Consider the following 26,794-nt stretch of genomic DNA (forward strand, 5'->3'; position numbering starts at 1 on the left):
AATAATGCCTATTTTTTGCATAATTTTTAGTAAACTTGGCATTGCTATATTGAAAAATTACATAGATGAAACATTCTGATTTTTTAACCTTCATACGTTAAATGCTGCTAAAGAGAATGTTCCATGTGACTTTAAAATAGAAATAAAAAAACACATGAAATTAAGACACATTGTTGCAATTGTAGGATTTTTAACAACCTCATTAATTTATTGTCAAGATAAACAGATTTCACTCCAAGATATTTGGAGTGGTGAGTTTAGAATAGAAAGAATGCAAGCCTTGCATTCAATGAAAAACGGTAAACAATATTCGGTTTTAAATTTCGATAGGCAAAGTAGAACAGCAACGATAGACATTTACGATTATAAAACTTTAGAAAAAGTAAAGACCTTGGTATCATCTTCAGACTTAGAAGAGATTCAAGGTTTTTTTGATTATAGCTTCAGTGAAGATGAGTCTAAGGTGATCTTAACAACTAATTCTAAACCAGTTTTTAGACGCTCAACACTTGGGGAGTATTACATATATGATATTGCCTCTAAAACGTTAACGAAAGTGTCTGATGATTTGGTTCAAGAACCTACATTATCTCCAGATGCAACTAAGATAGCTTATGGATTTGAAAATAATCTTTATGTTAAAGACCTAGCTTCAGGACAAGTGAGACAAGTGACTAAAGATGGTGAAAAGAATAAAATCATCAACGGTATTACGGATTGGGTATACGAAGAAGAATTTAGCTTCGTAAGAGCTTTTGATTGGAATGCTAGTGGCAATCAAATTGCATTTATTCGTTTTGATGAATCTGAGGTGCCAGAATTTTCAATGGATGTTTTTGGTTCAGGTTTGTATCAAACACAGCAAGTATTTAAATACCCTAAAGCTGGAGAAGCAAATTCTAAAGTATCTCTGCATTTATACGATTTAAGTACTGATAAAACTCAAGAGCTAAAAGTCGATAAGACTTATAATGACTTCTACATTCCTAGAATAAAATGGACTAAAGACGCTAATGTTCTTAGTGCGCAGTATATGAACCGTCACCAGAATGAATTAGATCTTTGGATGATTAATACAAAAACTAACTCTTCTAATTTAGTTTTGGCTGAAAAAGACAAGGCATATATTGATGTGACTTTTAACTTAACGTTTCTAAAGGATAATAGCTTTATATGGACAAGTGAAAAAGATGGATATAATCATATCTATCATTATGATAATGATGGAAGTTTAATTAATCAAGTTACTAAAGGTGACTGGGAAGTGACTAACTATTATGGTTTTAACGAAAAAGAGAATACCATTTATTACCAGTCTGTAGAAAACGGATCGATAAATAGAGATGTCTATTCTGTTAAGTTAAATAGTAAAAGTAAAAAGCGATTAACTAAAACTGATGGTACTAATAGTGCTTCATTTAGTGCAGACTTCACTTATTTTATTAATACACATTCTAGTGCAACAACTCCACCAGAATACACGCTTAATAGTTCTAAATCGGGTAACGTTGTAAAAGGTATAAAAGATAATGATCGTTTGGCTCAGAAAGTTGGAAGTTTTGTGACTTCTAAAAAAGAGTTCAGTACCATTAATGTAAACGGAAATGATTTAAATATGTGGATGGTGAAACCAGCAGATTTTGATGCGAATAAACAATATCCATTATTTATGTATCAATACTCTGGTCCAGGCTCACAGCAAGTCGCTAATCGTTGGAACGGAACAAATGATTATTGGTATCAAATGCTAGCACAACAAGGCTATATTGTGGCTTGTGTAGATGGAAGAGGTACTGGTTTTAAAGGTGCTGATTTTAAAAAGGTAACACAGAATGAATTAGGTAAATACGAAGTTGAAGATCAAATTGCTGCAGCTAAAAAATTAGGAGCTTTACCATATGTTGATGAAACTAGAATGGGAATTTGGGGCTGGAGTTATGGAGGCTTTATGAGCAGTAATGCTTTATTTAAAGGCAATGATGTTTTTAAAATGGCAATTGCTGTGGCACCAGTAACAAGTTGGAGGTTTTATGATACAATCTATACAGAGCGTTATATGACGACTCCACAGGAAAATCCAAGTGGATATGATGAAAATTCACCGATTAACCATGTCGATAAATTAGAGGGAGATTTCTTGTTGATCCATGGGTCTGGTGATGATAATGTGCATTTACAAAATACTATGCGTATGGTTGAGGCATTGATTCAAGCAGATAAGCAATTTGAATGGATGATTTATCCAGATAAAAATCATGGTATCTATGGCGGAAATACACGCTTACACTTATATAAAAAGATGACTAATTTTATCAATAAAACTTTAGGTGATAAATTAGAGAAGGCTGAAGTAGAAGCAGAAGAAACATCTAAAATTAAAGGTTAAACTAACAATAACTAACTAAATATAATTATATGGAATTTAAATTTGGAGGTTCAGCAGAGAACCAAAAGACCGTTTTAGGACATCCTTCTGGTCTATTTGTACTTTTCTTTACAGAGATGTGGGAGCGTTTTTCTTATTATGGAATGCGAGCTTTACTTGTTTTATTTCTCGTATCAACTGTACTTGATGGTGGTTGGGAATGGACTAGAGCTGACGCATTAGTGCTTTATGGATGGTATACAGGTTTAGTTTATATCACACCAATCATAGGTGGTTTCATTGCAGATAAATTTATGGGTTATCGAAGAGCAGTAGTAGTCGGTGCTTTTATTATGACGTTAGGACATGCGGCTATGGCCTTAGAAGGAATGACTTCGATTTTCTTTTATGCAGGACTTTCATTTTTGATTATTGGAAACGGATTCTTTAAACCGAACATCTCTTCTATGGTTGGTCAATTATATAAATCACAAGGAAAAGAAAAGGATGCAGGTTATACCATTTTTTATATGGGTATTAATGCTGGAGCCTTTTTGGGTATTCTTTTATGTGGTTATGTAGGAGAAAAAGTAGGTTGGCATTATGGTTTTGGACTTGCTGGAATTTTTATGTTTTTAGGAATGCTGCAGTTTTATTTTACTCAAAGTATTTTCGGGAAAATAGGATTGTCACCAAAACAAACTGAAGATTTTGATGATGTCATTGAAGATAGTATTGAGAAAATTGAAGACAACGTTGAAGATGTAATTGAAGAAGCTGAGAGTTCTAAGGTGGTAAGAGATAGATTATTCGTTATAGGTATATTCTCTCTTTTCGTAGTCTTCTTTTGGTGGGCATTTGAGCAAGCAGGTGGTTCTATGACAATTTTTGCGGCTGATTATACAGATAGAGCTTTAGAAGGTGGTGCAGCTACAACTTTTAAAATTGTAAATACAGTAATAACGATAGTGCCAATGATAGTTATAACATGGGTGTTGGCAATGTTATTTAAACAAACGTTTAAAAAGTATGCTTTAGCAAATATATTGTTGGCTTCTAGTTTTGTAATTATATGGGGAATCGTAATTTGGATGTTGAACAGAGAGTTTCAATCAGATACGACTGAAGTTCCTGCATCATGGTTTTCAGTTTTAAACTCATTATTTATTATTCTGTTTGCGCCATTATTTTCTAAAATATGGGAAAGCAAGCTCAACCCTTCAGGACCTATTAAATTTGCGATAGGCTTACTATTAGTTGGTTTAGGGTTTGCTGCACTTGCTTATGGATCTGCCGGCATTCCAGATGGAGCCAAGACAGCTTCCGTAAGTTTAATGTATTTAGTAGTTGCATATTTCTTACATACTATGGGCGAGCTTTGTGTATCTCCTGTTGGTTTATCTTATGTAAGTAAATTAGCTCCAGTGAAATTAGTAAGTATGATGTTTGGTATTTGGTTTACAGCCAATTTCTTCGCTAACTTACTAGGTGGATTTACAGGTAGTTATATGGATCCAATAATGGAAGAACATGGTTTATCCACATTCTTTTTAATATTTACTATTATTCCAATTGTTGCGGCTATAATAATGTTTTTATTAAACCCAATGTTAAAACGCAAAATGCACGGAATAAACTAAATAGAAGAGCGGTTAAACCGTTAAAATAACTTAAAATGCTCTTTAAAAGGAGCATTTTTTGTAAGTTCGAGATAATTTTTGCAACAAATCAGTCATGAGGAAATTAGGATATTTATTGTTAATAGTGTTGTTGGCTTCATTTAAACCAATGACAAAAGAAGTAGAAGGAAAAATTAATTGGTTGACTTTAGAAGAGGCTATAGAGCTTCAAAAAACAGCGCCTAAAAAAATTATGATGGATGTTTATACCAATTGGTGTGGGCCATGCAAAATGCTAGATAAAAATACCTTTCAGAACGAAGATGTAGCAAATTATGTCAACGAGCATTTCTATGCGGTTAAGTTTAATGGTGAAGGAAACCAATCAGTGACCTATAAGGATAAAACTTTTGCGAATCCAAATTACGATGCTACCAAAGCAAATCGTAGAAATAGTGCTCATGAGTTTACAAGAGTTCTTAAAATAAGAGCGTACCCAACTATGGCGTTTTTTGATGAAGAAGCAAATTTTATTACTCCAGTGACCGGGTATTTAAAACCACAACAACTAGAGTTGTATTTAAAATTGTTTAAAAGCGATAAATACAAAGAAATGACTACGCCAGAGCAATTCAACGAATACTACAAATCCTTTAAAGGTACATTTAAAGAATAAAGATTTTAATCTATAATAAAGGCTCCCTTTTCATAAGTATAATGAAAAGGGATTTTTTTATGCTCGCAAGTGGCTTTCCAACGTTTTACATAAGATTTATAATTACTTGCATCTGCTATAATAAGTTCTGGCTTTAGGCTGTCAATAACTCTATTGATGTTTAGCCTTGGGGAATTTCTCAGTAGAATATAGTTGGGCTGAAACGAAAGCCCTTTATAAACACCTAAACTATCAATAATTAAAATGTTTTTATTGTTAAACTGATAAATGGATTGTAGACTGTCTATTTCAATATTCTCAATAGATTCACCAACCTTATAATTAGTTATAACATTATCTGTATTTTGCCTTAGCGAATCTAGATTATGATGTATTTGTAACCCTTCATTATGCTTTTGCCCAATCATTGAGTACTTACTTTTATTAAAAACAACAAATGCATCACCTTGAACATTGTGTGCATTATAAAAAGTGATGCCTTGAAAACAAATAATTCCAATTAAACTCAAAGCAACCCATTTGAAGTTTTTGAATTTATAGACTTGTACCAAAGCAACAATTATAAAGTAAGAACATATCACTTGTAGTACCGTAAAAGGAATATCTCGAAATAGAAAACCTTCAAATTGCGCAACCCAAGCTATAAATGCATTTAGGCTTTCAATAATAAAACTGTATGCTGTAACTATAAAATCCGGAAGCATATTCGTAAGTGCTAATGCAATTACCAATAAACCAAAACCTAGGATTAGACCTAAAAAAGGAATTACAACAATATTAGAGATAAAGAATAATCCTGGAAACTGATGAAAATAAAACAAACTGATTGGAACAACTCCAGCTTGAGCAGCCAAAGTCACTGAAAAGATTTGCCATAATTTATCTGTGACAAGATATTTTGGTTTCCAGAGTTTATAAATAATAGGTTGAACACTAACGATACCTAAGACTGCCAAATAACTCATCTGAAAACCAACTTCGAATAGAAAAGTAGGTTTAAATAATAGAATTCCAAATGCAGAAATAATTAGAGTATTGTAAATATTTGTAGGACGTTTTAAGTGCATCGCAATGCTGATAATGCTAAACATAGCTACAGCTCTAGTCACAGAAGGAGATAAACCTGCAATTACGGCAAAAGACCAAAGAATAACAACTAAAATTAATGGTCTTAAATAATTTCCATACTTAAGACGGAGTAGTGGTTTAAATAGAAAGTTGAGAATCCAGAGTAGTATTCCGACATGCAACCCTGAAACTGCTAGAATATGAATCGTACCAGAATTCACATAATTATTATAAATCGTTTTATCTATGCTTTGTCGTTGACCAAGTAATAATGCATTCATAATACTAAGTACATCATTTTTAAAACCTGCAGTAATTAGTCCTTTGTTGATAGTTGTTCTTAATTGGTCAGCATAGCCATAAATTGTTTTTTTTGAATTTGATAATAGAAGTAAATCACTCTGTTTTAAATACAATTGATGATAAACTTGTTTCAATTCTAAATACTTTGAGTAATCAAACTGATGTGGATTTAAAGGTTTCTGAATGACCTGTAATTTAGAAGACACAAATAGTAAGTCATCTACAGCTAAAGGTTTATTCAAACTATCCTTATTGATGTTAATTAACAATCTACCAGAAGCTTCTTGGTCATTATATGAGCTTATAGAAACAATATATTTATCATTATAGTTATCTGGTTTTAGTCGCTCTTTAATTTTAAAAGTTATTGCATTATAAACATCATATGTATTGAGATTAGTATAATGATTTGTTTGCAACTTTTTATTCTGAATATTATATGAAGTCATTCCGACTCCAATCACACATAGATAAGTTAAGAGTCCAAATAAGGGTAGTCGATATATTTTATTTCGCAGATATATCCAATAAATGCCTAGTAAAATGGATGTACAAATTGTAGTGTATAAAACTGTTTTAAAATCAAGATTAGTATAGTGAGCTAATATGATTCCGATAACCAAACAAATGGTAAGTTTTATGATGGTAAAGTTTAGTAACTTCATGATTATGAGTCACTAATATAAGAAAAAGATTACAAAATACGTCTCGCCTGTACAAAAGCATAATACCAATAACGCTCAGCTAAAGAAGACACCATAACACCACGACTACTTGAGGCATGTATAAATTCAACATTGCCAGTCCCAATATTAGTAACTATACCTACATGATTCACTTTTCTACTATTTTTCTTAGTAGCAAAAAATACTAAGTCACCAACATTTACTTCTTTAATATCTATCCAAGAACCAGCACTTTTTAAATCGGCTGTTGTTCTTGGTACATTGATATTATGTTTGTTGAAGCTTGTGTAAATCAATCCAGAGCAATCCATACCACGTTTAGAAGTGCCACCATATTTATAGCGTGTACCATCGAAAGTTTTAGCATATTTTACTATGCTTTGTGCTTCTTTAGATGGTTTAGCTTTAGTGTTAACTTTTACTGTTTGAGTTTGCCTCTTTTTGCTTGAATACGCTTTTTTTGATTTACAACTACTTACAATTATCAGTAAAACAAGTATAGGTATAATTCGCTTCATATTATTTAATAGCATTGTAAATTAGCTTAGCAGTATTTTCACTAGCACCTCTACCACCAAGTTGTTGTTCTAATTCGTAATAGTCTAAAAAGAGCTGCTCACGTTTTTCAGTATCTAAAATAACTGTCAATTCTTTTTTTAGACGTTTTTTATTTAAATCTCCTTGGATTAATTCTGTCACCACCTCGCGATTCATTATTAAATTTACAAGCGAAATATATTTTAAAGTGATAATGCGTTTTGCAATCATATAAGAAATTGCATTAGCTTTATAGCAAACGACCTGTGGAACTTTAAATAGGGCAGTTTCTAATGTTGCCGTTCCAGAAGTCACCAAAGCTGCAGCAGAGATGCTCAGCAAATCATAGGTTTTATTTGAGATAAAACTTACATGATCTTGTTTTATAAAACTTTGGTAAAAACTAAAATCCTGACTAGGTGCTCCAGCAATTACAAACTGATAATCCTTAAAATCATTAACCAAGCTTAACATAACGCTAAGCATTTTTGTAATCTCCTGTTTCCGACTGCCTGGTAATAATGCAATAATGGGTTTATCAGATAGGTGATGTTCTTTTCTAAATATATGTTCTTCAACTTGTGGTCGATCAGCGATAGCATCAATTAATGGATGGCCAACAAAATGGACATCGTAATCATATGTTTTGTAGAAGTCCTTTTCAAAGGGAAGGATAACATACATAGCATCAACAACTTGCTTAATTTTTTCAACACGACCAGCTCTCGATGCCCAAACTTGTGGTGATATGTAATAATGTGTTCTAAAGTTTTTGGCTTTTGCCCATTTAGCTATACGAAGATTAAAACCAGAGTTGTCTATAAAAATAATGACATCTGGTTGAAAATTTTCAATATCAGATTTACAAAATTTTATATGTTTGGTGATTTTTCTAAGATTAAAAATCACTTCAGCAAAACCCATAAACTGACGCTCCTTGTAATGCATTACTAATTTACCACCAATAGTTTGCATTAAGTCTCCTCCCCAAAATCTAATATCAGCTTTGTTATCTTCTTTAATCAAGGCTTTCATTAGGTTAGAACCATGCAAATCTCCAGAGGCTTCGCCAGCAATGATATAGTACTTCATTAATTCATGAATTTGATAATCATCGTTGTTATAAACACAAGTATTGTAGCAATAAGCACACCTTTAGCTCTATTATCTTTATTTTTCTTTAGAAATAAGAAAAAGGCACCAAGATTTAATAAAGCTCCAATACTCATTAGTTTTGTTAAAAACCCTTGAGAAACAGCATTATTAATAACTTCAGCCCAATCATCAGATTTTCCAAAGATTTGAATCGCAAAAACTAATCCAAAAACTGTAGCAATGAGACCTACGGCAAATCCAATTAAAATATCTTTTTTATTCATTCAACTTCCAAGTATTTAAATTTTGTATGGCATGGTGTGCTGTTAGATCAAATTGTACAGGTACAACAGAGACATAACCGTTTTCTAAAGCCCATTCATCTGTGTCTTCCCCATTATCCATATTAACAAACTTACCAGTTAACCAATAATAATCACGTCCCATAGGATTGGTACGTTTATCAAACTCTTCTTTCCAATTAGCACGTGCTTGTCTACATATTTTTATGCCTTTTATAGCTTTCTTTTCAAGATTTGGAAGATTCACATTTAAGACAACTCCATCATGTAATCCGTGTTCTAAAACTTGTCTTGTAATAGTTTCTATAAAAGGTTTGCAGTGTTCAAAATTTGCGTTCCAGTTATAGTCTAATAGTGAAAATCCAACAGCAGGAATTCCTTCTATACCAGCTTCGAGTGCAGCACTCATGGTACCTGAGTAAATCACATTAATAGAAGAATTTGAACCATGGTTAATACCAGATACACAAATATCTGGTCTTCTTTCTAAAATTTCATTAACTGCTAATTTTACACAATCAGCTGGTGTGCCAGAGCAACTGTATTCGGGTTGATTACCATCTATGGTTACTTTTTCAATATGTAAAGTGGAGTTAATGGTAATAGCATGACCCATAGCACTTTGTGGGCTGTCAGGAGCAACTACGACAACATCTCCAATGGTATTCATTACCGAAATTAAGGTTCTTATACCTGGTGCTGTAATACCATCATCATTGGTAACTAAAATTAAAGGACGTTTAGACATTTAAAAAAATAGGTTTAAAAGTGATGTAAAAGTACTAAAAAGCTTACGATTTAGAGGTAATAACACCTTTAACATAAAATTAGTAGCTATGATTTTTTGTGGCACGGTTTTTTCTTCTATTTTAGTGAAATATTGAAAACCTACTTAATAAGAATTAAATATAAAGAATATGAGAGGGAATTATAAGTTCTTACTACTTGCATTGTTAATAGCATTTGCCTCATGTAGTTTTACAAATAAAACATTTGAAGATCCAGATAAAGATAAGCTTCTAATACAGCTAATTACTTATGTTTTGGATCAAGGTCATTATAATCCGCAAGATTTAAATGATGACTTTTCTGCTAATGTTTTCGAAGATTATTTAAATCAGTTAGATCCATTTAAACGTTATTTTTATGCTTCTGATATTAAGGAGTTTGAAGCCTATAAAAGTCAGTTAGATGATCAAATTAAGGCGTATGACTTAACGTTTTTCAATATAACGCATCAGCGTCTTTTAGAAAGAATAGCTGAATCAAAGAAGATTTACTCTGATATTTTAGAAAAGTCTTTCGATTTTTCTAAGGCTGAAAATTATTCTTCTGATTATGAAAAATTAACTTACGTGAAGAGTAAACGTGAAATGAGAGAGCGTTGGAGACAACAGCTTAAGTTTTCAACGATTGCTAATTATGATGATGCTTTAGCGCAACGCGATTCTGATTTAGAAGCAAATATTCTACCAGAAAGTGTATTTTCAGCTGAAAACGAAAAGCCAGTTGGTAATGTTAAAAAGTCTGTTAAGGAAGTTGAAAAAGAATCTAGAGAAGCAACTAAACGCTCATTAGACGAGCTTTATGATTTCATTGATGATAGACAACGCAAAGATTGGTTTGCTGTATATATTAATGCTATTGTAGAAGAGTTTGATCCACATACATTTTATTTCGCACCAGAAGATAAAGATAGGTTTGATGTAGCAATGTCTGGTAACTTTGAAGGTATTGGAGCAAGGTTACAAAAGAAAATGGATGCCATAATGGTTAACGAAATTATTAGTGGCGGACCAGCTTGGAGACAAAATAAATTAGAAGTTGGTGATCAAATTCTCAAGGTAAGACAAGAGAATGAAGAAGAAGGGGTTAATGTTGTTGGCATGCGTTTAGATGACGCTATTAAATTTATAAAAGGACCTAAGGGTACTATAGTTACATTAACGCTTAAGAAAGTTGATGGAACTGTTCAGGATATTAGTATTACACGTGATATTGTTGAATTAGAAGAAACTTATGCTAAATCATCAACGGTTATAAAAGATGATAAGAAATACGGTATTATTAATTTGCCTAAATTTTATATCAATTTTGAAGACTACAAGAAGCGAAATGCAGCTTCAGATATTAAGCAAGAAATTATTCGTTTGAAAGAAGCTGGTATGGAAGGTCTAGTCCTAGACTTAAGAAATAATGGAGGAGGGTCTTTACAAACTGTTGTAGATATTGCTGGATTATTTATCGAGGAAGGACCTGTAGTGCAAGTGAAAACAACAGGTGAGCCTAAAGAAGTGTTAAAAGATAAAGACAAATCAATTGTTTGGGATGGTCCATTAGTGATTATGGTGAATGAATTATCTGCTTCTGCTTCTGAAATTTTAGCTGCTGCAATGCAAGATTATAAACGAGCTATTGTTATTGGAAGTCAACAAACTTATGGTAAAGGGACAGTACAGAATGTATTAGATTTAAATCGTATGGTTCGTAATAATTCTAATGGAGATATGGGAGCGTTAAAATTTACTACTCAGAAATTCTATAGAATTAATGGTGGCTCTACGCAATTAGAAGGAGTAAAAAGTGATGTTGTAGTTCCGGACCGTTATAGCTACATCGATATTGGTGAGAAAGATCAAGAAAATCCATTGCCATGGGACAAGATAGATGCTGTAGATTATGAGCTTTGGGGAAATTATTTTGACTATGATGCTACTATCAGTAAGAGTAAAGCACGTATGGCAGCTAATGAGCAACTTAAACTCATCGACGCTAATGCTAAATGGATAAAAAAGATTAGAGACCGTGAGATTTATTCATTAAACTATGATGAATATAAAAAGGGAATGGAGCTTAATGAAGAAGAGGCAAAGCGTTTTGAGAAATTATCTGAATATAAAACTAATCTAACGTTTAATTCTTTGCAGTATGAGTTGGATTTAATGAAAAAAGATTCAGTACTTAAAGAAAAACGTAAACGTTGGCATATCGCTTTAGCAAAAGATGTATACATTGAAGAGGCATTAAATGTACTTAATGATTTAAAGATGACTTATGCTGTTAAAAATAAATTAGCCAACGTGAAGAATTAAAACATTTCATGGGAAACCAAAATAATTCACTAACAAGTTTAGCGCTTCAAAAGTTTAAAAAGAACTTTTGGGGCGTTTTAAGTTTAGGAATTATTGCTTGTATTGGTCTCATTTCAATTTTCGCGTACCTATTTGCTCCAGATGCTTCTAAAAATGCAAATCAAATGCATTTATCTATACATTCTAAATCACCAGGATTTGAAGTAAAAATGCTAACCATTCCATCTGATATAGAGTCTAATCAAAACTTTTTTTCAAAATTATTCTTTGGAAAAGAAAATACTGACACTGAAATTCCGATAGAGTCCTTCAGCGTAAAAGACAATATTTTTCATTATGTTGAATATGCTTCTGATGGATTAAAAGGTCTTGAGAAGCAGATTAATTTATCACAATTTCCTGATTTAGACTATAAGTCTTACATAGATAATAGAAGCTTTATTTTCGGAACAGATAAATATGGAAGAGATTATTTAAGTCGAATTTTAATAGGCTCTCGTATTTCATTTTTCATTGGTTTTGTTGCTGTTTTTATTTCGTTAATCGTAGGTTTACTTATGGGAAGTCTAGCTGGTTATTATGGTGGAAAAATAGACGCATTTATTATGTGGATTATAAATATGACATGGTCAATCCCAACACTACTATTGGTAATAGCAATTACATTAGCATTAGGAAAGGGATTTTGGCAAGTGTTTATTGCTGTAGGTCTAACAATGTGGGTGGAAGTGGCAAGAGTGGTTCGTGGACAGATTATAAGTGCCAAAGAAATGCAATATATTACTGCTGCAAGAGCTTTAGGTTATAATGATTACAGAATTGTTACTAAACATATTTTACCTAATATTTTTGGACCACTCATTGTAATTTCGGCAGCTAATTTTGCAGCTGCAATTTTAATAGAAAGTGGATTAAGTTTCTTAGGTATTGGTGCGCAACCACCTATGGCAAGTTGGGGAGCAATGATTAAAGATCATTACAATTATATTATATTAGGAAAACCATATTTAGCCTTAATTCCGGGACTTTGTATTATGCTTTTGGTAATGGCTTTTATGCTGGTGGGAAATGCATTGAGAGATGCTTTAGATGTAAAAACTTAAAGCATCTATTCAGCTTTAAGTTGTTCAATTTCTTTGTTTGTATCTTCTATAAAATTTAAAACATCTTCTTGTCCGATTTTCTTACTAGAAGATGTTACAAAATAAGGCGGTAGTTCTTCCCAAAACTTCAATAATTCTTGGCAATAATTTTCAACTTGTCTATCTATAGCTTGTGGTTTTAATTTATCAGCTTTAGTAAAAATAATTCCAAAAGGGATTCCGCTTTCACCCAAATACTGCATAAACTCTATATCTATGGGTTGCGGCTTATGTCTAATATCTACTAAAACAAATGCAGAAACCAGTTGTCGACGCTGTTCAAAATAGTTAGTTATAAATTTCTGAAATTTCTTTTTTGAGGACTTAGAAACTCTTGCGTAACCGTAACCAGGTAAATCTACTAGGTACCAACTGTCATTTATGATAAAGTGATTTATAAGTTGAGTTTTTCCTGGTCTTCCAGAAGTTTTTGCTAAACTTTTACGGTCAGTTAGCATGTTTATTAATGAAGATTTTCCAACATTACTTCTCCCTATAAAGGCGTATTCGGGTAAGTCTTTTTTAGGGCATTTAGCCACTTCAGAATTACTAATAACAAATTCAGCAGATTTTATTTTCATGTCACCTCCTGCGAAAGCAAGAATCTTATTAAGTTAAACGTATGTAATATTTGTATTGAGCTTTAAGAAAACTAGAATTCTCTTTTTTCTAACCAAGCATTTAAAATCTTATTAAATTCTTCTGGATGTTCCATCATAGCAGCATGTCCACATTTGTCAATCCAATACAAATCAGAATCTGGTAAAAGTTCGTGAAATTCAGTTGCTACTTCTGGTGGTGTGACATTATCATTTTTTCCCCAAATGATACAAGTTGGAGTATGCATTTTAGGTAAGTCTTTTGCCATATTATGCCTAATGGCACTTTTTGCAATAGCTAAGGTTTTTATTAGTTTATTACGGTCATTTACAGTCTCGTAAACTTCGTCTACAATTTCTTTTGTAGCGACTTCAGGGTCGTAAAAAACATCTTGCGCTTTCTTTTTTATAACCTCATAATCACTACGCTTAGTATAACCACCTCCCATAGCGCTTTCATATAATCCTGAGCTACCTGTAATAATTAAACCTTTAACCTTTTCGGGATATAATTTTGTGTGATATAAGCCTATGTGACCACCTAAAGAGTTTCCTAATAAAATAACATCATCTAAACCTTTAAATTCAATAAAAGCTTTCAGGTAATTAGCGAAACTTTTAACGTTAGTTTTAATTAATGACATGGTGTAAATAGGTAGCTCTGGTATGATAACCTTATATCCATTTGAGCTAAAAAAGTAAGTAACAGCATCAAAATTACTTAATCCACCCATAAGACCATGAAGTACAATGATTGGTGTGCCTTCTCCTACTTCAATATATCTGTAATCCTTTTCTTTTTTTAAAAGGTGTGCCATCTACAAGTTAATGCTTTTGTGTTAAAAACAAATATAACTAAATCCTTTTGAAAAAAAATATATCAATCAGTTTTCAAGAGATAAAAATTGATAATATAAAAATAGCTTTTGTTAATAATTACCACTTAGAAATTTCACTATTCACATTGATTTTATTGATGTTTTTAACAATATAAAAAATTGAAATTCAAAACTTATTAACAAAAGTGGGATTCTGTGGTAAAATGTGGTAAAATTTTCAATATATTTGAATCTTAATCGTTTAAGTGGGAAACCAATACGTGAATTCATTTATAGGAACATACGAGTGTAAAGCAGATGCCAAAGGAAGGCTGATGATTCCTGCTGTCTTAAAAAAGCAGTTATCGGCAGCATTGCAAGATGGTTTTGTTCTTAAACGTGCTGTTTTTCAGCCGTGTTTAGAGCTGTATCCAATGGCTGAGTGGAATACGTTAATGGCTAAAGTGAATACTTTAAATCGTTTCAAGAAAAAGAATAATGACTTCATAAGACGTTTCACGGCAGGTGTAAAAGTAGTAGAAGTTGATAATGCAGGACGATTATTAATTCCAAAGGATTTGATTGGTTTTTCAGGAATTACTAAAGCCGTGGTTTTGGCTTCTGCAGTAAATATTATTGAGATCTGGGATAAGACTAAATACGAGAAAGCGATTGATGATGCAGCTTCAGATTTTGCAGATCTGGCAGAAGAGGTAATGGGACAAGAGGATGATAATCATGGAATATCATAATGCAGTTTTACTCAAAGAAACAGTCGGTGGTTTAGATATAAAACCAGACGGTGTTTATGTAGATGTCACTTTTGGTGGTGGAGGTCATAGCCGAGAGATTTTATCGAGGCTAGGTCCAAATGGTAAACTATATGCTTTTGACCAGGATAAAGACGCTTTAGAAAATAAAATTGACGATGATCGTTTTGTTCTCATTAATGAGAATTTCAGATATATAAAAAGGTTCTTAAGATTTTATGGAGTAAAGGAAGTTGATGGTGTTTTAGCTGACTTTGGGGTATCGTCTCATCAATTTGATGTTGCGGAACGTGGTTTTTCAACACGTTTTGAAGCAAACTTGGACATGAGAATGAATCAAGATAGTGCGTTATCTGCATATGAGGTTATAAATAATTATGACGAAGAGCAATTAAGAGCCGTTTTTTATCAATATGGAGAATTGCGACAAGCACCAGCAATGGCGAGAGTAATAGTTGCTGAAAGATCCAAAGTTGAAATAAAAACAAGTGAGCAATTAAAAACAGTTTTAAAGCAGTTTTTAAATCATAAGAAAGAAAATAAGGTGTTAGCTCAAATTTATCAAGCTATTCGGATTGAGGTAAATCAGGAGATTGAAGTATTGAAAGAGTTGTTACAGCAAATGCCAGAAATTCTTAAAGTAAAAGGGCGATTGAGTTTTATCTCATACCACTCATTAGAGGATAGATTAGTAAAGCGATTTATAAGAAACGGATTATTTGAAGGTGAGCCAGAGCGTGATGTCTTTGGAAATTTTGAAGTTCCACTAAAAAAAGTAGGTGGACTTATAATACCATCTCAAGAAGAAATAAAAGTAAATAATAGAGCCCGAAGTGCTAAACTTCGAATTGCTGAAAAAATATGAAGAAAAGTATCTACAGCATATTACGTGGAAAGTTTCTAATCAGTGATGATTCATTCAAAAACTGGCGCATTATCCTTTTTATTTCTGGATTAGCTATTGTTATGATTGCTAGTTCTCATAGTGCTGATAAAAAAGTACATGAAATAGCACAACTGACTAATGAAGTTAAGGAGTTGAGGTCAGCATTTGTAGATGGTCGTTCAAAATTAATGCGATTAAAAATGGAGTCATCTATTATAAATAAAGTGGCGGAAAAGGATATTAAAATCTCTGAAATTCCGCCAACTAAAATTCGAGTAGTTAGCTCAGAAGACAAATAAAACTTTTTAAGAAAGGAAATTGAGTTAAAAAAATAGAAATAAGTAATCTCGATTATCGAGTGAAATTACATCAAGAGTAAGTTTTGGCAACAACAGAAACCAATATATTAAACAGATTGTACTTCGTGGCAGGTTGCATGTTTGTCTTTGCTTTAGCTGTAGTTTTTAAGTTGTGTAGTATTCAATTTATTCAAGGAGATGAATATAGGGAGCTTGCTGAAAAACGTACCGTAAAAGATTTTGATATTGAGCCAAATCGCGGAAATGTTTATTCTGCTGATGGTAGTTTGTTGGCGACATCTATTCCTAAGTATGATATTAGAATTGATGCTGTCCAGGCTAGTAATGTTGTTTTTAATGAGTATATCGGTGCATTGTCAGATTCGTTGTCAGCTTATAAAGGAAAATCAGCCTATTATTATAAGGATATAATTAGAAAGGCACGTAATAATAAAAATAGATATTTTCTTTTAGCAAGAAACATTAGTTATTCCGATTATTTAAGGATGCGAAATTTCCCTTTACTAAAACTAGGTGCTATAAAAGGTGGACTAATAGTGGAGCAAACAACACGTCGTGAGCATCCTATGGGAGAAATAGCTTCTCGTTCTATTGGTTATGAGCGTATTGATGAAAATAATTATGCAACAAGAGTTGGTATTGATGGTGCATTTGGGCAAAAGTATTTGCAAGGAAAAAAAGGAAAACGTTTAAAGCAAAAAATTGGGAATGGGCAATGGAAGCCCATTGCTGATTTTGATCAGGTTGAACCGCAAGACGGTTTAGATTTATACACTACAATAGATGTTAATATACAGGATATTGCACACCATTCACTTTTAGGGCAGCTTGAAAAGTATAAAGCAGAGCACGGTTGTGTTGTGGTTATGGATGTTAAAACAGGTGAAATTAAAGCGATAGCCAATTTGGCAAAAACATCGAAAGGTACATATTATGAGAAACTAAATTACGCTGTTGGTGAAAGCCATGAACCTGGTTCTACATTTAAGGTAATGGCAATGATGGCTGCTTTAGAAGATAAAGTTATAGATACATCTACAGTAATTGATGCCAAAAACGGTAGAAAAATGTTTTATGGTCGTCCAATAAATGATTCTGGTCAAGGACATGGAAAAATTTCTGCAGCAAGAGCTTTAGAAGTATCATCAAATATTGGGTTAGCGACTATTGTTGATGATCATTATTCAAAAAAACCTGAGAAATTTTTAGAAAGACTTAGTAAATGGAAATTGGATCGGCCTTTGGGTGTTTCAATTATTGGTGAAGGTAAGCCAGATATTCCACGTCCAGGTGCTTCAAATTGGAGTAGGAATGCATTACCATCAATGGCATATGGATATAACCTAACGATGACACCACTTCAGACGTTAGCTTTTTATAATGCTATTGCTAATGATGGTGAGTTAATTAAACCAAGGTTTATAAGAGCTGTAAAATCATTTGATAAAAATATTGAGGTTTTTGAAAAGGAGGTTTTAGTTGATGAAATATGTTCTGATAAAACCTTAGCTGAGATTAGAGATATTCTTAAAAATGTCGTGATTCGTGGCACCGGAAAGCGTATGTATTCCAAAACCTTTTCCATGGCAGGGAAAACAGGAACAGCACGTACAAACTATGCTGATTTTGAAGAATGGAAAAAGAAAAAAGAGTACATCTCCTCATTTGCGGGCTATTTTCCATCTGAGAAACCTAAATATTCATGTATTGTGGTTATTCATAAACCAATTGTAGAAGTTGGGTATTATGGTGTTGATGTGGCTGGCCCTGTTTTTAAGCGGATTGCTCAAAAAATCTATACAGATACTCCAATTATAGATGAGGTTAAGACTTTAGATTTTGACAACAGTCTAGTTAATCAAGATTTTGAAAGCTATTACGAAAATGCTCGTAAATACAAAGCGTTAATGCCAAGCGTAGTTGGTATGCCAGCAATGGATGCTATTGCTTTGCTTGAAAACCTTCAGGTTAATGTAAAAGTGAAGTTAAATGGTAATGGTATTATAAAAAAGCAATCTGTAGGTAGACATCAAAAATTACAACCAAACCAAACCATAGTCTTAGAGGCATCATGATGATACTAAAAGACATATTGTATAAGGTTACTATTAATGCTGTGGTTGGTAGCACGAGTGTTGCTATTAATAAGATGGAATTTGATTCTCGTAAGATTGGGTCTGATGATGTATTTGTGGCTATTTCAGGAACTATAACTGATGGTCATGAATATATAGCAAAGGTTATTGAAGCTGGTGCAACTGCTGTTGTGTGCGAAACACTTCCAGAGATTCTTAAGGATGGAATTGCCTATATAGAAGTTGCTAATTCTAATCAGGCGTTGGCTTATATGGCTGCTAATTATTTTGAGCATCCTTCAGAAAACTTAAAGCTTATTGGAGTTACTGGAACCAATGGAAAGACAACAGTAACAAGTTTGTTATATCAACTATTTAAGAAAGCAGGTTATAAAGTTGGATTGTTATCTACTGTGAAAATCATGGTAGATAATACAACTTATAAGGCTACACATACTACACCAGATTCTTTGACTATCAACGCTTATTTAAAACAAATGAACGATGAAGGAATTGAATTTTGTTTTATGGAGGTGAGTTCTCATGGTATTCATCAGAGTAGAACAGAAGGCTTGAAGTTTGCAGGCGGCATCTTTACAAATCTATCACATGATCATTTAGATTACCATGAAACCTTTGCGGAATATAGAGATGTCAAAAAAACATTCTTTGATCAGTTGTCAAAAGATGCGTTTACCCTTTCTAATATAGATGACAAGAATGGTTTAGTAATGCTTCAGAATACGAAGGCAAAAAAATATACTTATGCTTTAAAGAATTATGCAGATTATAGAGCGCAAATTTTAGAGAATGAGTTTAGCGGATTGCTATTAAAAGTTAATGATAGTGAATTATGGACACGCTTAATAGGAAGTTTTAATGCCTATAATATTTTGGCGATCTATGGAGCGGCAGAATTATTAGGATTAGAAAAAGATGAGGTCTTAAGGCTTATCAGTGAACTTGAAAATGTTTCAGGGAGATTTCAATATTTCATTTCAGATGAAAAAATCACAGCTATTGTAGACTACGCACACACACCTGATGCTTTAAAGAATGTCTTAGAAACCATCAACAGTATTCGCACTAAAAACGAAGAGTTAATTACGGTTGTAGGTTGTGGTGGAGATAGAGACAAAACCAAGCGCCCTAAAATGGCGCATATCGCTTCTGCCCTTAGTAGCAAGGTGATTTTTACTAGTGATAATCCGCGAAGTGAAGTGCCAGAAACCATAATAGAAGATATGGAAAAAGGTGTTGAGCCTCAGAATTTCAAAAAAACCTTATCAATTACAGATAGAAAGCAAGCGATTAAAACAGCTTGTCAAATGGCGGTCGGAAAAGATATTATTCTAATTGCAGGAAAAGGTCATGAGACTTATCAGGAGATTAAAGGAGAACGCTTTGATTTTGATGATTATAAAACAGTACAAGAATTTTTAAAACAATTACAAAAGTAGATGCTGTATTATTTATTTGAATATTTAGAACAACAGTTCCAGTTTCCAGGAGCATCACTCTTTGGTTTCTTAACCTTTAGAGCAGCTGTAGCTATTATTTTGTCGTTGTTGATTTCTACAATTTTTGGTAAACGTATTATCCGATTCTTACAAAAGCAACAAGTAGGAGAAACTATTAGAGATTTAGGTTTAGAAGGCCAAGTTGAGAAAGCAGGAACTCCAACAATGGGTGGAATAATAATCATTTTAGCCACACTTATTCCGGTATTGCTTTTAGCCAAGCTAGAAAACATATACATCATATTACTGATTATTACTACGCTTTGGATGGGAACTATCGGATTTATTGATGATTACATTAAAAAATTCAAAAATGATAAGGAGGGTCTAAAAGGGAAATTTAAAGTTCTTGGACAAGTTGGTCTTGGTCTTATTGTTGGGCTAACTCTTTACTTTCATGAAGATGTAACCATTAAAGAAGAATTACCAATTCAGGAACAGCGCGTTTTATTAGATGAAAATCCAAATTTACCAGAAGCACAACTATTCGATGTTGCTAAGAAATCTACTAAAACAACAATTCCTTTTGTGAAGAATAATGAGTTTGATTATTCAGATTTAATCACTTGGATCAGTCCGGATTTAGAAAAATATGCATGGATGATTTTCATCCTAGTAACCATAATTATTGTAACAGCGGTTTCAAATGGTGCAAACCTTACTGATGGAATAGATGGCTTAGCTGCTGGAACATCAGCTATTGTCGTCTTGACTTTAGGAATTTTTGCTTGGGTGTCTGGTAACATCATCTTCTCTCAATATCTAGATATAATGTATATCCCTCAAGTTGAAGAAATCACCATTTATATCGCTGCATTTGTTGGTGCTTTAATAGGATTCCTTTGGTACAATGCGTATCCAGCTCAAGTTTTTATGGGTGATACTGGAAGTTTAACCATCGGAGGAATAATAGCTGTAATAGCAATTGCAGTAAGGAAAGAATGGTTGATACCAATTTTATGTGGGATTTTCTTAGCAGAGAATCTATCGGTAATGATGCAGGTCAGCTATTTCAAATACACAAGAAAAAAATATGGTGAAGGTCGACGCATTTTTAAAATGTCGCCGTTACATCATCATTATCAGAAATCAGGATATCACGAGAGTAAAATTGTAACACGATTTTGGATTGTTGGAATACTTCTAGCAATTATATCGATTGTGACATTGAAGATTAGATAATGAAACGATTAGTCATTCTTGGTGGTGGAGAAAGTGGAGTTGGAACTGCACTTTTAGGAAATGCAAAGGGATACCAAGTGTTTGTTTCTGATAAAGGAAAGATCAAAGAAAAGTATAAAAACGTTCTTTTAAATAATGAGATTGAATTTGAAGATGAACAGCATACGGAATCAAAAATTCTGAATGCTGACATCATCATGAAAAGTCCTGGCATTCCTGATAGAGGGGCTTTGGTAAAACAAATTCGTGATTTAGGAATCAAAGTAGTTTCTGAGATTGAATTTGCTTCAAACTATACAGATGCAACTTTAGTTGCAATAACTGGTAGTAATGGTAAAACAACAACTGCAACTTTGACACATCATTTGCTTAAACGAGAATTGGATGTAGGATTAGCGGGTAATATAGGTGACAGTTTTGCAAAACAAATCCTTGAAGAAAATCATGATAACTATGTTCTTGAAGTGAGCAGTTTTCAGCTAGATGATATTTTAGATTTTCAACCAAAAATTGCAATCCTGACAAATATCACACCAGATCATTTAGATCGCTATGACTATAAGTTTGAAAACTATATTGCTTCAAAATTTAGAGTTGTAGAAAATCAAACAGAAGATGACTATTTCATCTACGATGCTGATGACGAAGTGATTTTAGAATGGCTTCAAAATCATAAAATTCAATCTAAACAACTGCCTTTTTCTTTGACTAAAGTCATTGAAGAAGGAGCCTATTTAGACAATAATAATATAATAATAACAATAGATAATAATCAAATAATTATGCCAACAGAAAACATAACATTAGAAGGTAAACATAACATTAAGAATGCAATGGCAGCCTCTACTGTGGCGCATTTACTCAAAATTAGAAAGCAAACTATACGTGAGAGCTTAGAGAATTTTCAAGGGGTTGAACATCGACTTGAGCATGTGTTGAAAATTAATAAAGTTCAGTACATTAATGATTCTAAAGCAACAAATGTTAATGCTACATATTTTGCTTTAGAGAGTATGGATGCACCAACGGTTTGGATTGTTGGTGGAGTGGATAAAGGAAATGATTACAAAGAGTTATTTCCATTTGTAAATGAAAAAGTAAAAGCAATAATCTGTCTTGGTGTTGATAATCATAAGTTGTTTGAGGCTTTCGGAAATATGGTAGATGTTATTATTGAAACTGAATTTATGAGCGAAGCTGTAAAAATTGCTTACAAAGTTGCTGATGGTGGTGATAATGTACTATTATCACCAGCTTGTGCGAGTTTCGATTTATTCGAAAACTATGAAGATCGTGGACGTCAATTTAAAAATGCAGTACGTAATTTATAGTACAGAAGTAATAATGATGAATTAGGGACTCATCTATAATAATGTAAGGTTAAGCATGCAGAACATATTTAAACAAATAAAAGGCGATAGAGCCATTTGGGCTATTGCTACGCTTTTGGCAATTTTTTCCTTTTTACCTGTTTATAGTGCAGCTAGTAATCTTGCTTATGTTGGCGGTATTGGTAACACATTTTCCTTTTTTCTAAAGCATTTTATGCATTTAGCACTCGGATTTGCTATTATGTTTGGGGTACATAAAGTACCATATAAATATTTCCGTGGACTATCTATGGTAATGGTTCCAATTGTATTTGTATTGTTATTGGTAACAATGCTCCAAGGCACAACTATAGAAGGTGCTAATGCAAGTCGTTGGATACAAATTCCTATTGTAAATATGTCATTTCAAACATCAACTTTAGCAGCTGTGGTGTTAATGGTTTATGTAGCCAGATATTTATCTAAAATAAGAGATAAGAGAATAAGCTTTAAGGATACTATACTGCCGCTTTGGGCACCAGTGTTCTTAATATTAGTACTTATTCTTCCTGCCAATTTCTCTACTACGGCTATCATTTTCACAATGATTATGATGTTGGCTTTTATTGGAGGTTATCCCATAAAATATCTTTTGATTGTTATTGGTACTGGTCTGGCTGCACTTACGATGTTCATTCTGGTGGCTAAAGCATTTCCTGAACAAATGCCAAACCGTGTAGATACATGGATTAGTCGTATTGAAAACTTTGCAAATGGGGAAGATACTGAAGCAGATTACCAAATAGAGAAAGCTAAAATAGCTATTGCTTCAGGCGGAATTCAAGGAGTTGGACCAGGAAAGAGTGTGCAAAAGAATTTTTTACCACAATCATCTTCAGATTTTATCTTCGCTATAATTATTGAAGAATACGGTTTAATTGGAGGATTGTTTTTATTGGTTTTATACTCATGGTTACTCTTTAGAATAGTGATCGTTTCACAAAAATCGGATACCATATTTGGAAAACTTTTAGTGTTAGGTGTTGGACTTCCTATTGTATTCCAGGCTTTAATTAATATGGCTGTTGCTGTAGAATTATTTCCTGTTACAGGACAAACTTTACCATTAATTAGTAGTGGAGGAACCTCAATTTGGATGACATGTTTAGCAGTAGGAATTATATTAAGTGTTAGTGCAAGAAGGGAAGAAATAAAAGATAAAGAAATTTTTGAAGGTGACAACCCTTTAGATATACTGAGTGAAACAATTTAATGAGTAACTATAAATTTATATTATCAGGAGGTGGTACAGGAGGACATATTTATCCAGCTGTTGCTATAGCTGACGAGTTAAAGTCGCGCTATCCAGATGCTGAATTTTTATTTGTTGGTGCTTCTGATCGAATGGAAATGGACAAAGTGCCACAGGCTGGTTATAAGATTGAAGGTTTATGGATTTCAGGTATTCAAAGAAAATTGACTTTAAAAAATTTGATGTTTCCATTTAAACTTATCACAAGTTTATTGCGTTCAAGAAAAATTATTGAAACCTTTTCTCCAAATGCTGTAATCGGCACTGGAGGTTTTGCAAGTGGGCCTTTACTAAAAGTGGCAACATCTAAAAAGATACCTAGCCTCATCCAAGAGCAAAACTCTTATCCAGGCATCACTAATAAGTTACTTAGTAAAAAAGTGAATACAATTTGTGTGGCCTATGAAGGTTTAGAGAAGTTCTTTCCAAAAGCGAAATTAAGGTTAACAGGGAATCCTATTCGCAAGGATTTATTAGAAGTAAAGAGTAAACATATTGAGGGTAAAGATGCGTTCACTTTAATTCATAGCAAACACACATTACTAGTATTAGGAGGAAGTTTAGGTGCGAGAAGAATCAATCAGTTGGTTGAGTCAAATTTAGAATATTTTGAAGCGAAGAATGTTCAATTAATATGGCAATGTGGTAAGTTGTATTATGACCAATATAAAAGCTATAACACACGGAAATATGTTCAAGTTCATGCATTTTTAAATAATATGGATATGGCCTATGCAGCAGCAGATATTATTATATCTAGAGCTGGTGCAATCTCTGTTTCTGAGTTATGTATTGTAGGTAAGCCAACAATTTTTATTCCGTCACCTAACGTTGCTGAAGATCATCAAACTAAAAACGCAAAAGCAATTGCAGATAAAAATGCGGCACTTTTAATTAAAGAAAAAGAATTAGAGTCTGAATTTCGAAATCAGTTTTCTGATTTGATTTCTGACGAGAATAGAAGAGTAGAATTAAGTAAAAATATCGAAGCATTAGCCTTGGTAAATGCAACCAATGATATTGTTGATGAAGTTGAAAAGCTTTTAAAAAATTAAATGAATTTACAAACTATAAATAACGTCTATTTTATTGGTATTGGTGGTATTGGTATGAGTGCACTTGCGCGTTATTTTGTTGCAAATGGAAAACAGGTTGCAGGTTATGATAGAACACCTTCTGAGATTACAAAAGCATTACAGAATTTAGGTGTGCCTATTCATTTCGATGATGATATAGAACATGTTAACAGCACGTTTTTAAATTCAGAAAATACGCTTATAGTTTATACACCCGCAATACCAGATTCGCATTCAGAGTTAAGATATTTTAAAGCACATAATTTTAAAGTTTTAAAACGCTCTATGATTCTTGGAGAAATCACTAGACAAACTAAGTGTCTTGCAGTTGCGGGTACTCATGGTAAAACTACGACCACTAGTATTCTTGGTCACTTATTAAATGAATGCGACATTCCAGTAACTGCTTTTTTAGGTGGTATAAGTGAGAATTATAATTCTAATTTGATACTTAACGGAACAGATGTAACCGTAGTTGAAGCTGATGAGTTTGATCGCTCATTCCTAACCTTATCTCCAGATTTGGCTTGTATAACTTCAATGGACGCAGATCATTTAGATATTTATGGTGATGCTTTTGAATTGATAAAATCATTCAAAGACTTTACAAATTGTATAAAACCAAGCGGAAAGTTATTTATTAGAAATGGTTTGCCTTTAGATGGCATTACCTATGGTATTGAAGACGATTCCAATTACAGTGCTCAAAATGTAAACATAGAAAGTGGTATTTATGTGTTTGATTTTCAAACACCTAGTGGATTACATAAAGATTTCAAATTTAACCTACCTGGTAGACATAATCTTTCGAATGCAATAATAGCCTTGGCGATGGCTGTTGATTTTGGTTGCCCTTACAACCAGCTCGCCAAGGGTTTAGCATCTTACAAAGGTGTAAAACGCAGATTTACATATCAGATTAAAACTGAAGATTTTGTTTTTATTGATGATTATGCTCATCATCCAGAAGAGATTAATGCAGTTCATCAAGCTGTGAGAGAAATGTATTCAGATAAAAATATTTTGGCAATTTTTCAGCCACATCTTTACACGAGGACCAGAGATTTTATAGATGGTTTTGCTGAGAGTCTTTCAAAATTTGATGAAATATTGTTGTTAGATATCTATCCAGCAAGAGAATTACCAATAGAAGGAGTGACTTCAAAATGGTTATTAAGTAAAATTGAAAATCCAAATAAAAACTTGATTCAAAAATCAGAATTGATTGATGAAATTAAAAAATCTAATGCACAAGTAGTATTGACTATTGGAGCAGGAGATATTGGAGAAGAAGTAAAATATATAAAAGAAGTATTAAGCGTTGCGAATTAATTATAACTACATAAAAATCATTGGTTTACTGTTTTTGGTGGGTTTTTTATTTGCGTTTTCTAAGCATAGAAATAAAAACAGAAAAGTGGTAGAACCTAGTATAGAATTCTTAGGAGAAAACAAATTATTTGTTACAGATGCGACTGTTAGTAAATTGTTAATACAAAATCAACAGACCGTTACGGGGCAGTCCAAAGAAATTATAGATTTGAACGAGTTAGAAGCTGCCCTAAATTCTAACCCAATGATAAAGAAAGCAGAAGTGTTTATGTCAGTAAATGGTGAGCTTTCCGCTGAAATTGAGCAAAAACGACCAATAGCAAGAGTCAGTACAAATGCATCGTATTATATCGATGATGAAGGTTCATATATGCCTTTATCTTCTAATTATTCTGCAAGAGTTCCGCTCGTAACAGGAAATATTAAAAAAAGTAAGCTCAAAACAGTCTTTCAATTTGCAAAAACTGTTGATGAAGATGATTTTTTAAAAAAATATGTCATAGAGATTCGTCAAAATGATGATTTAACTATAGATTTTAAAATTAGGATGAGCGATTTTACGGTTCATATAGGATCGTTAAAAAATTTAGAAAAAAAGATAAATAATTTCAAGGCTTTCTATCAAAAAGCAATGAAAGATAAAATTTTGGATAGCTATAAATTAGTGAATTTAAAGTTTGATAAACAAGTAATATGCACCAAAAAGTAA

General features: G+C 32.8%; 23 protein-coding genes. 16 read left to right on the top strand and 7 right to left on the bottom strand.

Annotated elements, in window-relative coordinates; all coding sequences use genetic code 11:
* Positions 1–154: 154 nt before the first annotated feature.
* The 3 genes from WPG_RS09360 (at position 155) to WPG_RS09370 (ending at position 4,660) form a co-directional block, all read left to right on the top strand.
* On the top strand, positions 155–2,386 hold the full coding sequence (locus WPG_RS09360) for a S9 family peptidase (RefSeq protein WP_045471708.1): 2,232 nt from the start codon (positions 155–157) through the stop codon (positions 2,384–2,386).
* A gap of 29 nt (positions 2,387–2,415) precedes the next feature.
* On the top strand, positions 2,416–4,005 hold the full coding sequence (locus WPG_RS09365) for a peptide MFS transporter (RefSeq protein ID WP_045471711.1): 1,590 nt from the start codon (positions 2,416–2,418) through the stop codon (positions 4,003–4,005).
* 148 nt (positions 4,006–4,153) lie between these two features.
* Positions 4,154–4,660 carry a thioredoxin family protein gene (locus tag WPG_RS09370; RefSeq protein WP_231850163.1) on the top strand — a complete coding sequence of 169 codons (507 nt, stop codon included), beginning with the start codon at positions 4,154–4,156 and terminating at the stop codon, positions 4,658–4,660.
* Between the two features lie 5 nt (positions 4,661–4,665).
* Here WPG_RS09370 and WPG_RS09375 read toward each other — a convergent pair whose 3' ends face one another.
* From WPG_RS09375 to surE, 5 genes are read right to left on the bottom strand one after another with little or no spacing between them, the layout of a single operon-like run.
* A complete protein-coding gene (locus WPG_RS09375) occupies positions 4,666–6,696 on the bottom strand; it encodes a ComEC/Rec2 family competence protein (RefSeq protein ID WP_045471718.1) in 2,031 nt (676 codons plus the stop codon).
* A 29-nt stretch (positions 6,697–6,725) separates the two neighbouring features.
* Positions 6,726–7,235, bottom strand: a complete 510-nt coding sequence (locus tag WPG_RS09380) for a C40 family peptidase (protein WP_045475396.1) — start codon at positions 7,233–7,235, stop codon at positions 6,726–6,728.
* A gap of 1 nt (position 7,236) precedes the next feature.
* Positions 7,237–8,346 carry a lipid-A-disaccharide synthase gene (gene lpxB, locus WPG_RS09385; RefSeq protein ID WP_045471720.1) on the bottom strand — a complete coding sequence of 370 codons (1,110 nt, stop codon included), beginning with the start codon at positions 8,344–8,346 and terminating at the stop codon, positions 7,237–7,239.
* The gene (locus WPG_RS09390) at positions 8,346–8,633 is read right to left on the bottom strand and encodes a hypothetical protein (RefSeq protein WP_045471723.1); all 288 of its coding nucleotides are present in this window, start codon (positions 8,631–8,633) and stop codon (positions 8,346–8,348) included. The genes lpxB and WPG_RS09390 overlap by 1 nt, the downstream gene beginning before the upstream one ends.
* The gene (gene surE / locus WPG_RS09395; protein ID WP_045471726.1) at positions 8,626–9,399 is read right to left on the bottom strand and encodes a 5'/3'-nucleotidase SurE; all 774 of its coding nucleotides are present in this window, start codon (positions 9,397–9,399) and stop codon (positions 8,626–8,628) included. Before surE ends, WPG_RS09390 begins: the two co-directional genes overlap by 8 nt.
* Positions 9,400–9,568: 169 nt before the next feature.
* Between surE and WPG_RS09400 the strand changes: the two genes are divergently transcribed.
* Together WPG_RS09400 and WPG_RS09405 are read left to right on the top strand one after the other, a co-directional pair.
* Positions 9,569–11,743: a carboxy terminal-processing peptidase gene (locus tag WPG_RS09400; RefSeq protein ID WP_045471729.1), complete on the top strand. Its 2,175-nt coding sequence runs from the start codon at positions 9,569–9,571 to the stop codon at positions 11,741–11,743.
* A gap of 8 nt (positions 11,744–11,751) precedes the next feature.
* Positions 11,752–12,846: an ABC transporter permease gene (locus WPG_RS09405; RefSeq protein ID WP_045471732.1), complete on the top strand. Its 1,095-nt coding sequence runs from the start codon at positions 11,752–11,754 to the stop codon at positions 12,844–12,846.
* Positions 12,847–12,851: 5 nt separating this feature from the next.
* On the opposite strand, the gene yihA is transcribed toward WPG_RS09405, so the two are convergent.
* Together yihA and WPG_RS09415 are read right to left on the bottom strand one after the other, a co-directional pair.
* Positions 12,852–13,466, bottom strand: coding sequence for a ribosome biogenesis GTP-binding protein YihA/YsxC (yihA, locus tag WPG_RS09410; RefSeq protein WP_045471735.1), 615 nt, complete (start codon positions 13,464–13,466; stop codon positions 12,852–12,854).
* 71 nt (positions 13,467–13,537) lie between these two features.
* On the bottom strand, positions 13,538–14,302 hold the full coding sequence (locus WPG_RS09415; RefSeq protein ID WP_045471738.1) for an alpha/beta fold hydrolase: 765 nt from the start codon (positions 14,300–14,302) through the stop codon (positions 13,538–13,540).
* Positions 14,303–14,583: 281 nt separating this feature from the next.
* Here WPG_RS09415 and mraZ point away from each other — a divergent pair, with 281 nt between their 5' ends.
* The 11 genes from mraZ to WPG_RS09470 all read left to right on the top strand — a co-directional run bounded on the left by mraZ (position 14,584) and on the right by WPG_RS09470 (position 26,794).
* Positions 14,584–15,054: a division/cell wall cluster transcriptional repressor MraZ gene (gene mraZ / locus WPG_RS09420; RefSeq protein ID WP_045471740.1), complete on the top strand. Its 471-nt coding sequence runs from the start codon at positions 14,584–14,586 to the stop codon at positions 15,052–15,054.
* Complete coding sequence (gene rsmH, locus WPG_RS09425) at positions 15,041–15,937, top strand: 16S rRNA (cytosine(1402)-N(4))-methyltransferase RsmH (RefSeq protein ID WP_045475398.1); 897 nt, start codon at positions 15,041–15,043, stop codon at positions 15,935–15,937. The genes mraZ and rsmH overlap by 14 nt, the downstream gene beginning before the upstream one ends.
* Positions 15,934–16,257, top strand: coding sequence for an FtsL-like putative cell division protein (locus tag WPG_RS09430; protein WP_045471742.1), 324 nt, complete (start codon positions 15,934–15,936; stop codon positions 16,255–16,257). Before rsmH ends, WPG_RS09430 begins: the two co-directional genes overlap by 4 nt.
* A 137-nt stretch (positions 16,258–16,394) precedes the next feature.
* Positions 16,395–18,353 carry a penicillin-binding protein gene (locus tag WPG_RS09435; RefSeq protein WP_045471744.1) on the top strand — a complete coding sequence of 653 codons (1,959 nt, stop codon included), beginning with the start codon at positions 16,395–16,397 and terminating at the stop codon, positions 18,351–18,353.
* Positions 18,350–19,813, top strand: coding sequence for a UDP-N-acetylmuramoyl-L-alanyl-D-glutamate--2,6-diaminopimelate ligase (locus WPG_RS09440; RefSeq protein ID WP_045471747.1), 1,464 nt, complete (start codon positions 18,350–18,352; stop codon positions 19,811–19,813). The genes WPG_RS09435 and WPG_RS09440 overlap by 4 nt, the downstream gene beginning before the upstream one ends.
* On the top strand, positions 19,814–21,055 hold the full coding sequence (mraY, locus tag WPG_RS09445; protein WP_045471750.1) for a phospho-N-acetylmuramoyl-pentapeptide-transferase: 1,242 nt from the start codon (positions 19,814–19,816) through the stop codon (positions 21,053–21,055). It begins immediately after the preceding gene.
* The gene (gene murD / locus WPG_RS09450) at positions 21,055–22,386 is read left to right on the top strand and encodes a UDP-N-acetylmuramoyl-L-alanine--D-glutamate ligase (protein ID WP_045471753.1); all 1,332 of its coding nucleotides are present in this window, start codon (positions 21,055–21,057) and stop codon (positions 22,384–22,386) included. Before mraY ends, murD begins: the two co-directional genes overlap by 1 nt.
* A 55-nt stretch (positions 22,387–22,441) precedes the next feature.
* The gene (locus WPG_RS09455) at positions 22,442–23,638 is read left to right on the top strand and encodes an FtsW/RodA/SpoVE family cell cycle protein (protein ID WP_045471755.1); all 1,197 of its coding nucleotides are present in this window, start codon (positions 22,442–22,444) and stop codon (positions 23,636–23,638) included.
* On the top strand, positions 23,638–24,732 hold the full coding sequence (gene murG / locus WPG_RS09460; RefSeq protein ID WP_045471757.1) for an undecaprenyldiphospho-muramoylpentapeptide beta-N-acetylglucosaminyltransferase: 1,095 nt from the start codon (positions 23,638–23,640) through the stop codon (positions 24,730–24,732). The genes WPG_RS09455 and murG overlap by 1 nt, the downstream gene beginning before the upstream one ends.
* Positions 24,733–26,085 carry a UDP-N-acetylmuramate--L-alanine ligase gene (gene murC, locus WPG_RS09465; protein WP_045471759.1) on the top strand — a complete coding sequence of 451 codons (1,353 nt, stop codon included), beginning with the start codon at positions 24,733–24,735 and terminating at the stop codon, positions 26,083–26,085.
* A gap of 37 nt (positions 26,086–26,122) precedes the next feature.
* Positions 26,123–26,794: a cell division protein FtsQ/DivIB gene (locus WPG_RS09470; RefSeq protein WP_316929933.1), complete on the top strand. Its 672-nt coding sequence runs from the start codon at positions 26,123–26,125 to the stop codon at positions 26,792–26,794.

The sequence above is a fragment of the Winogradskyella sp. PG-2 genome (assembly GCF_000828715.1).
Lineage (GTDB): Bacteria > Bacteroidota > Bacteroidia > Flavobacteriales > Flavobacteriaceae > Winogradskyella.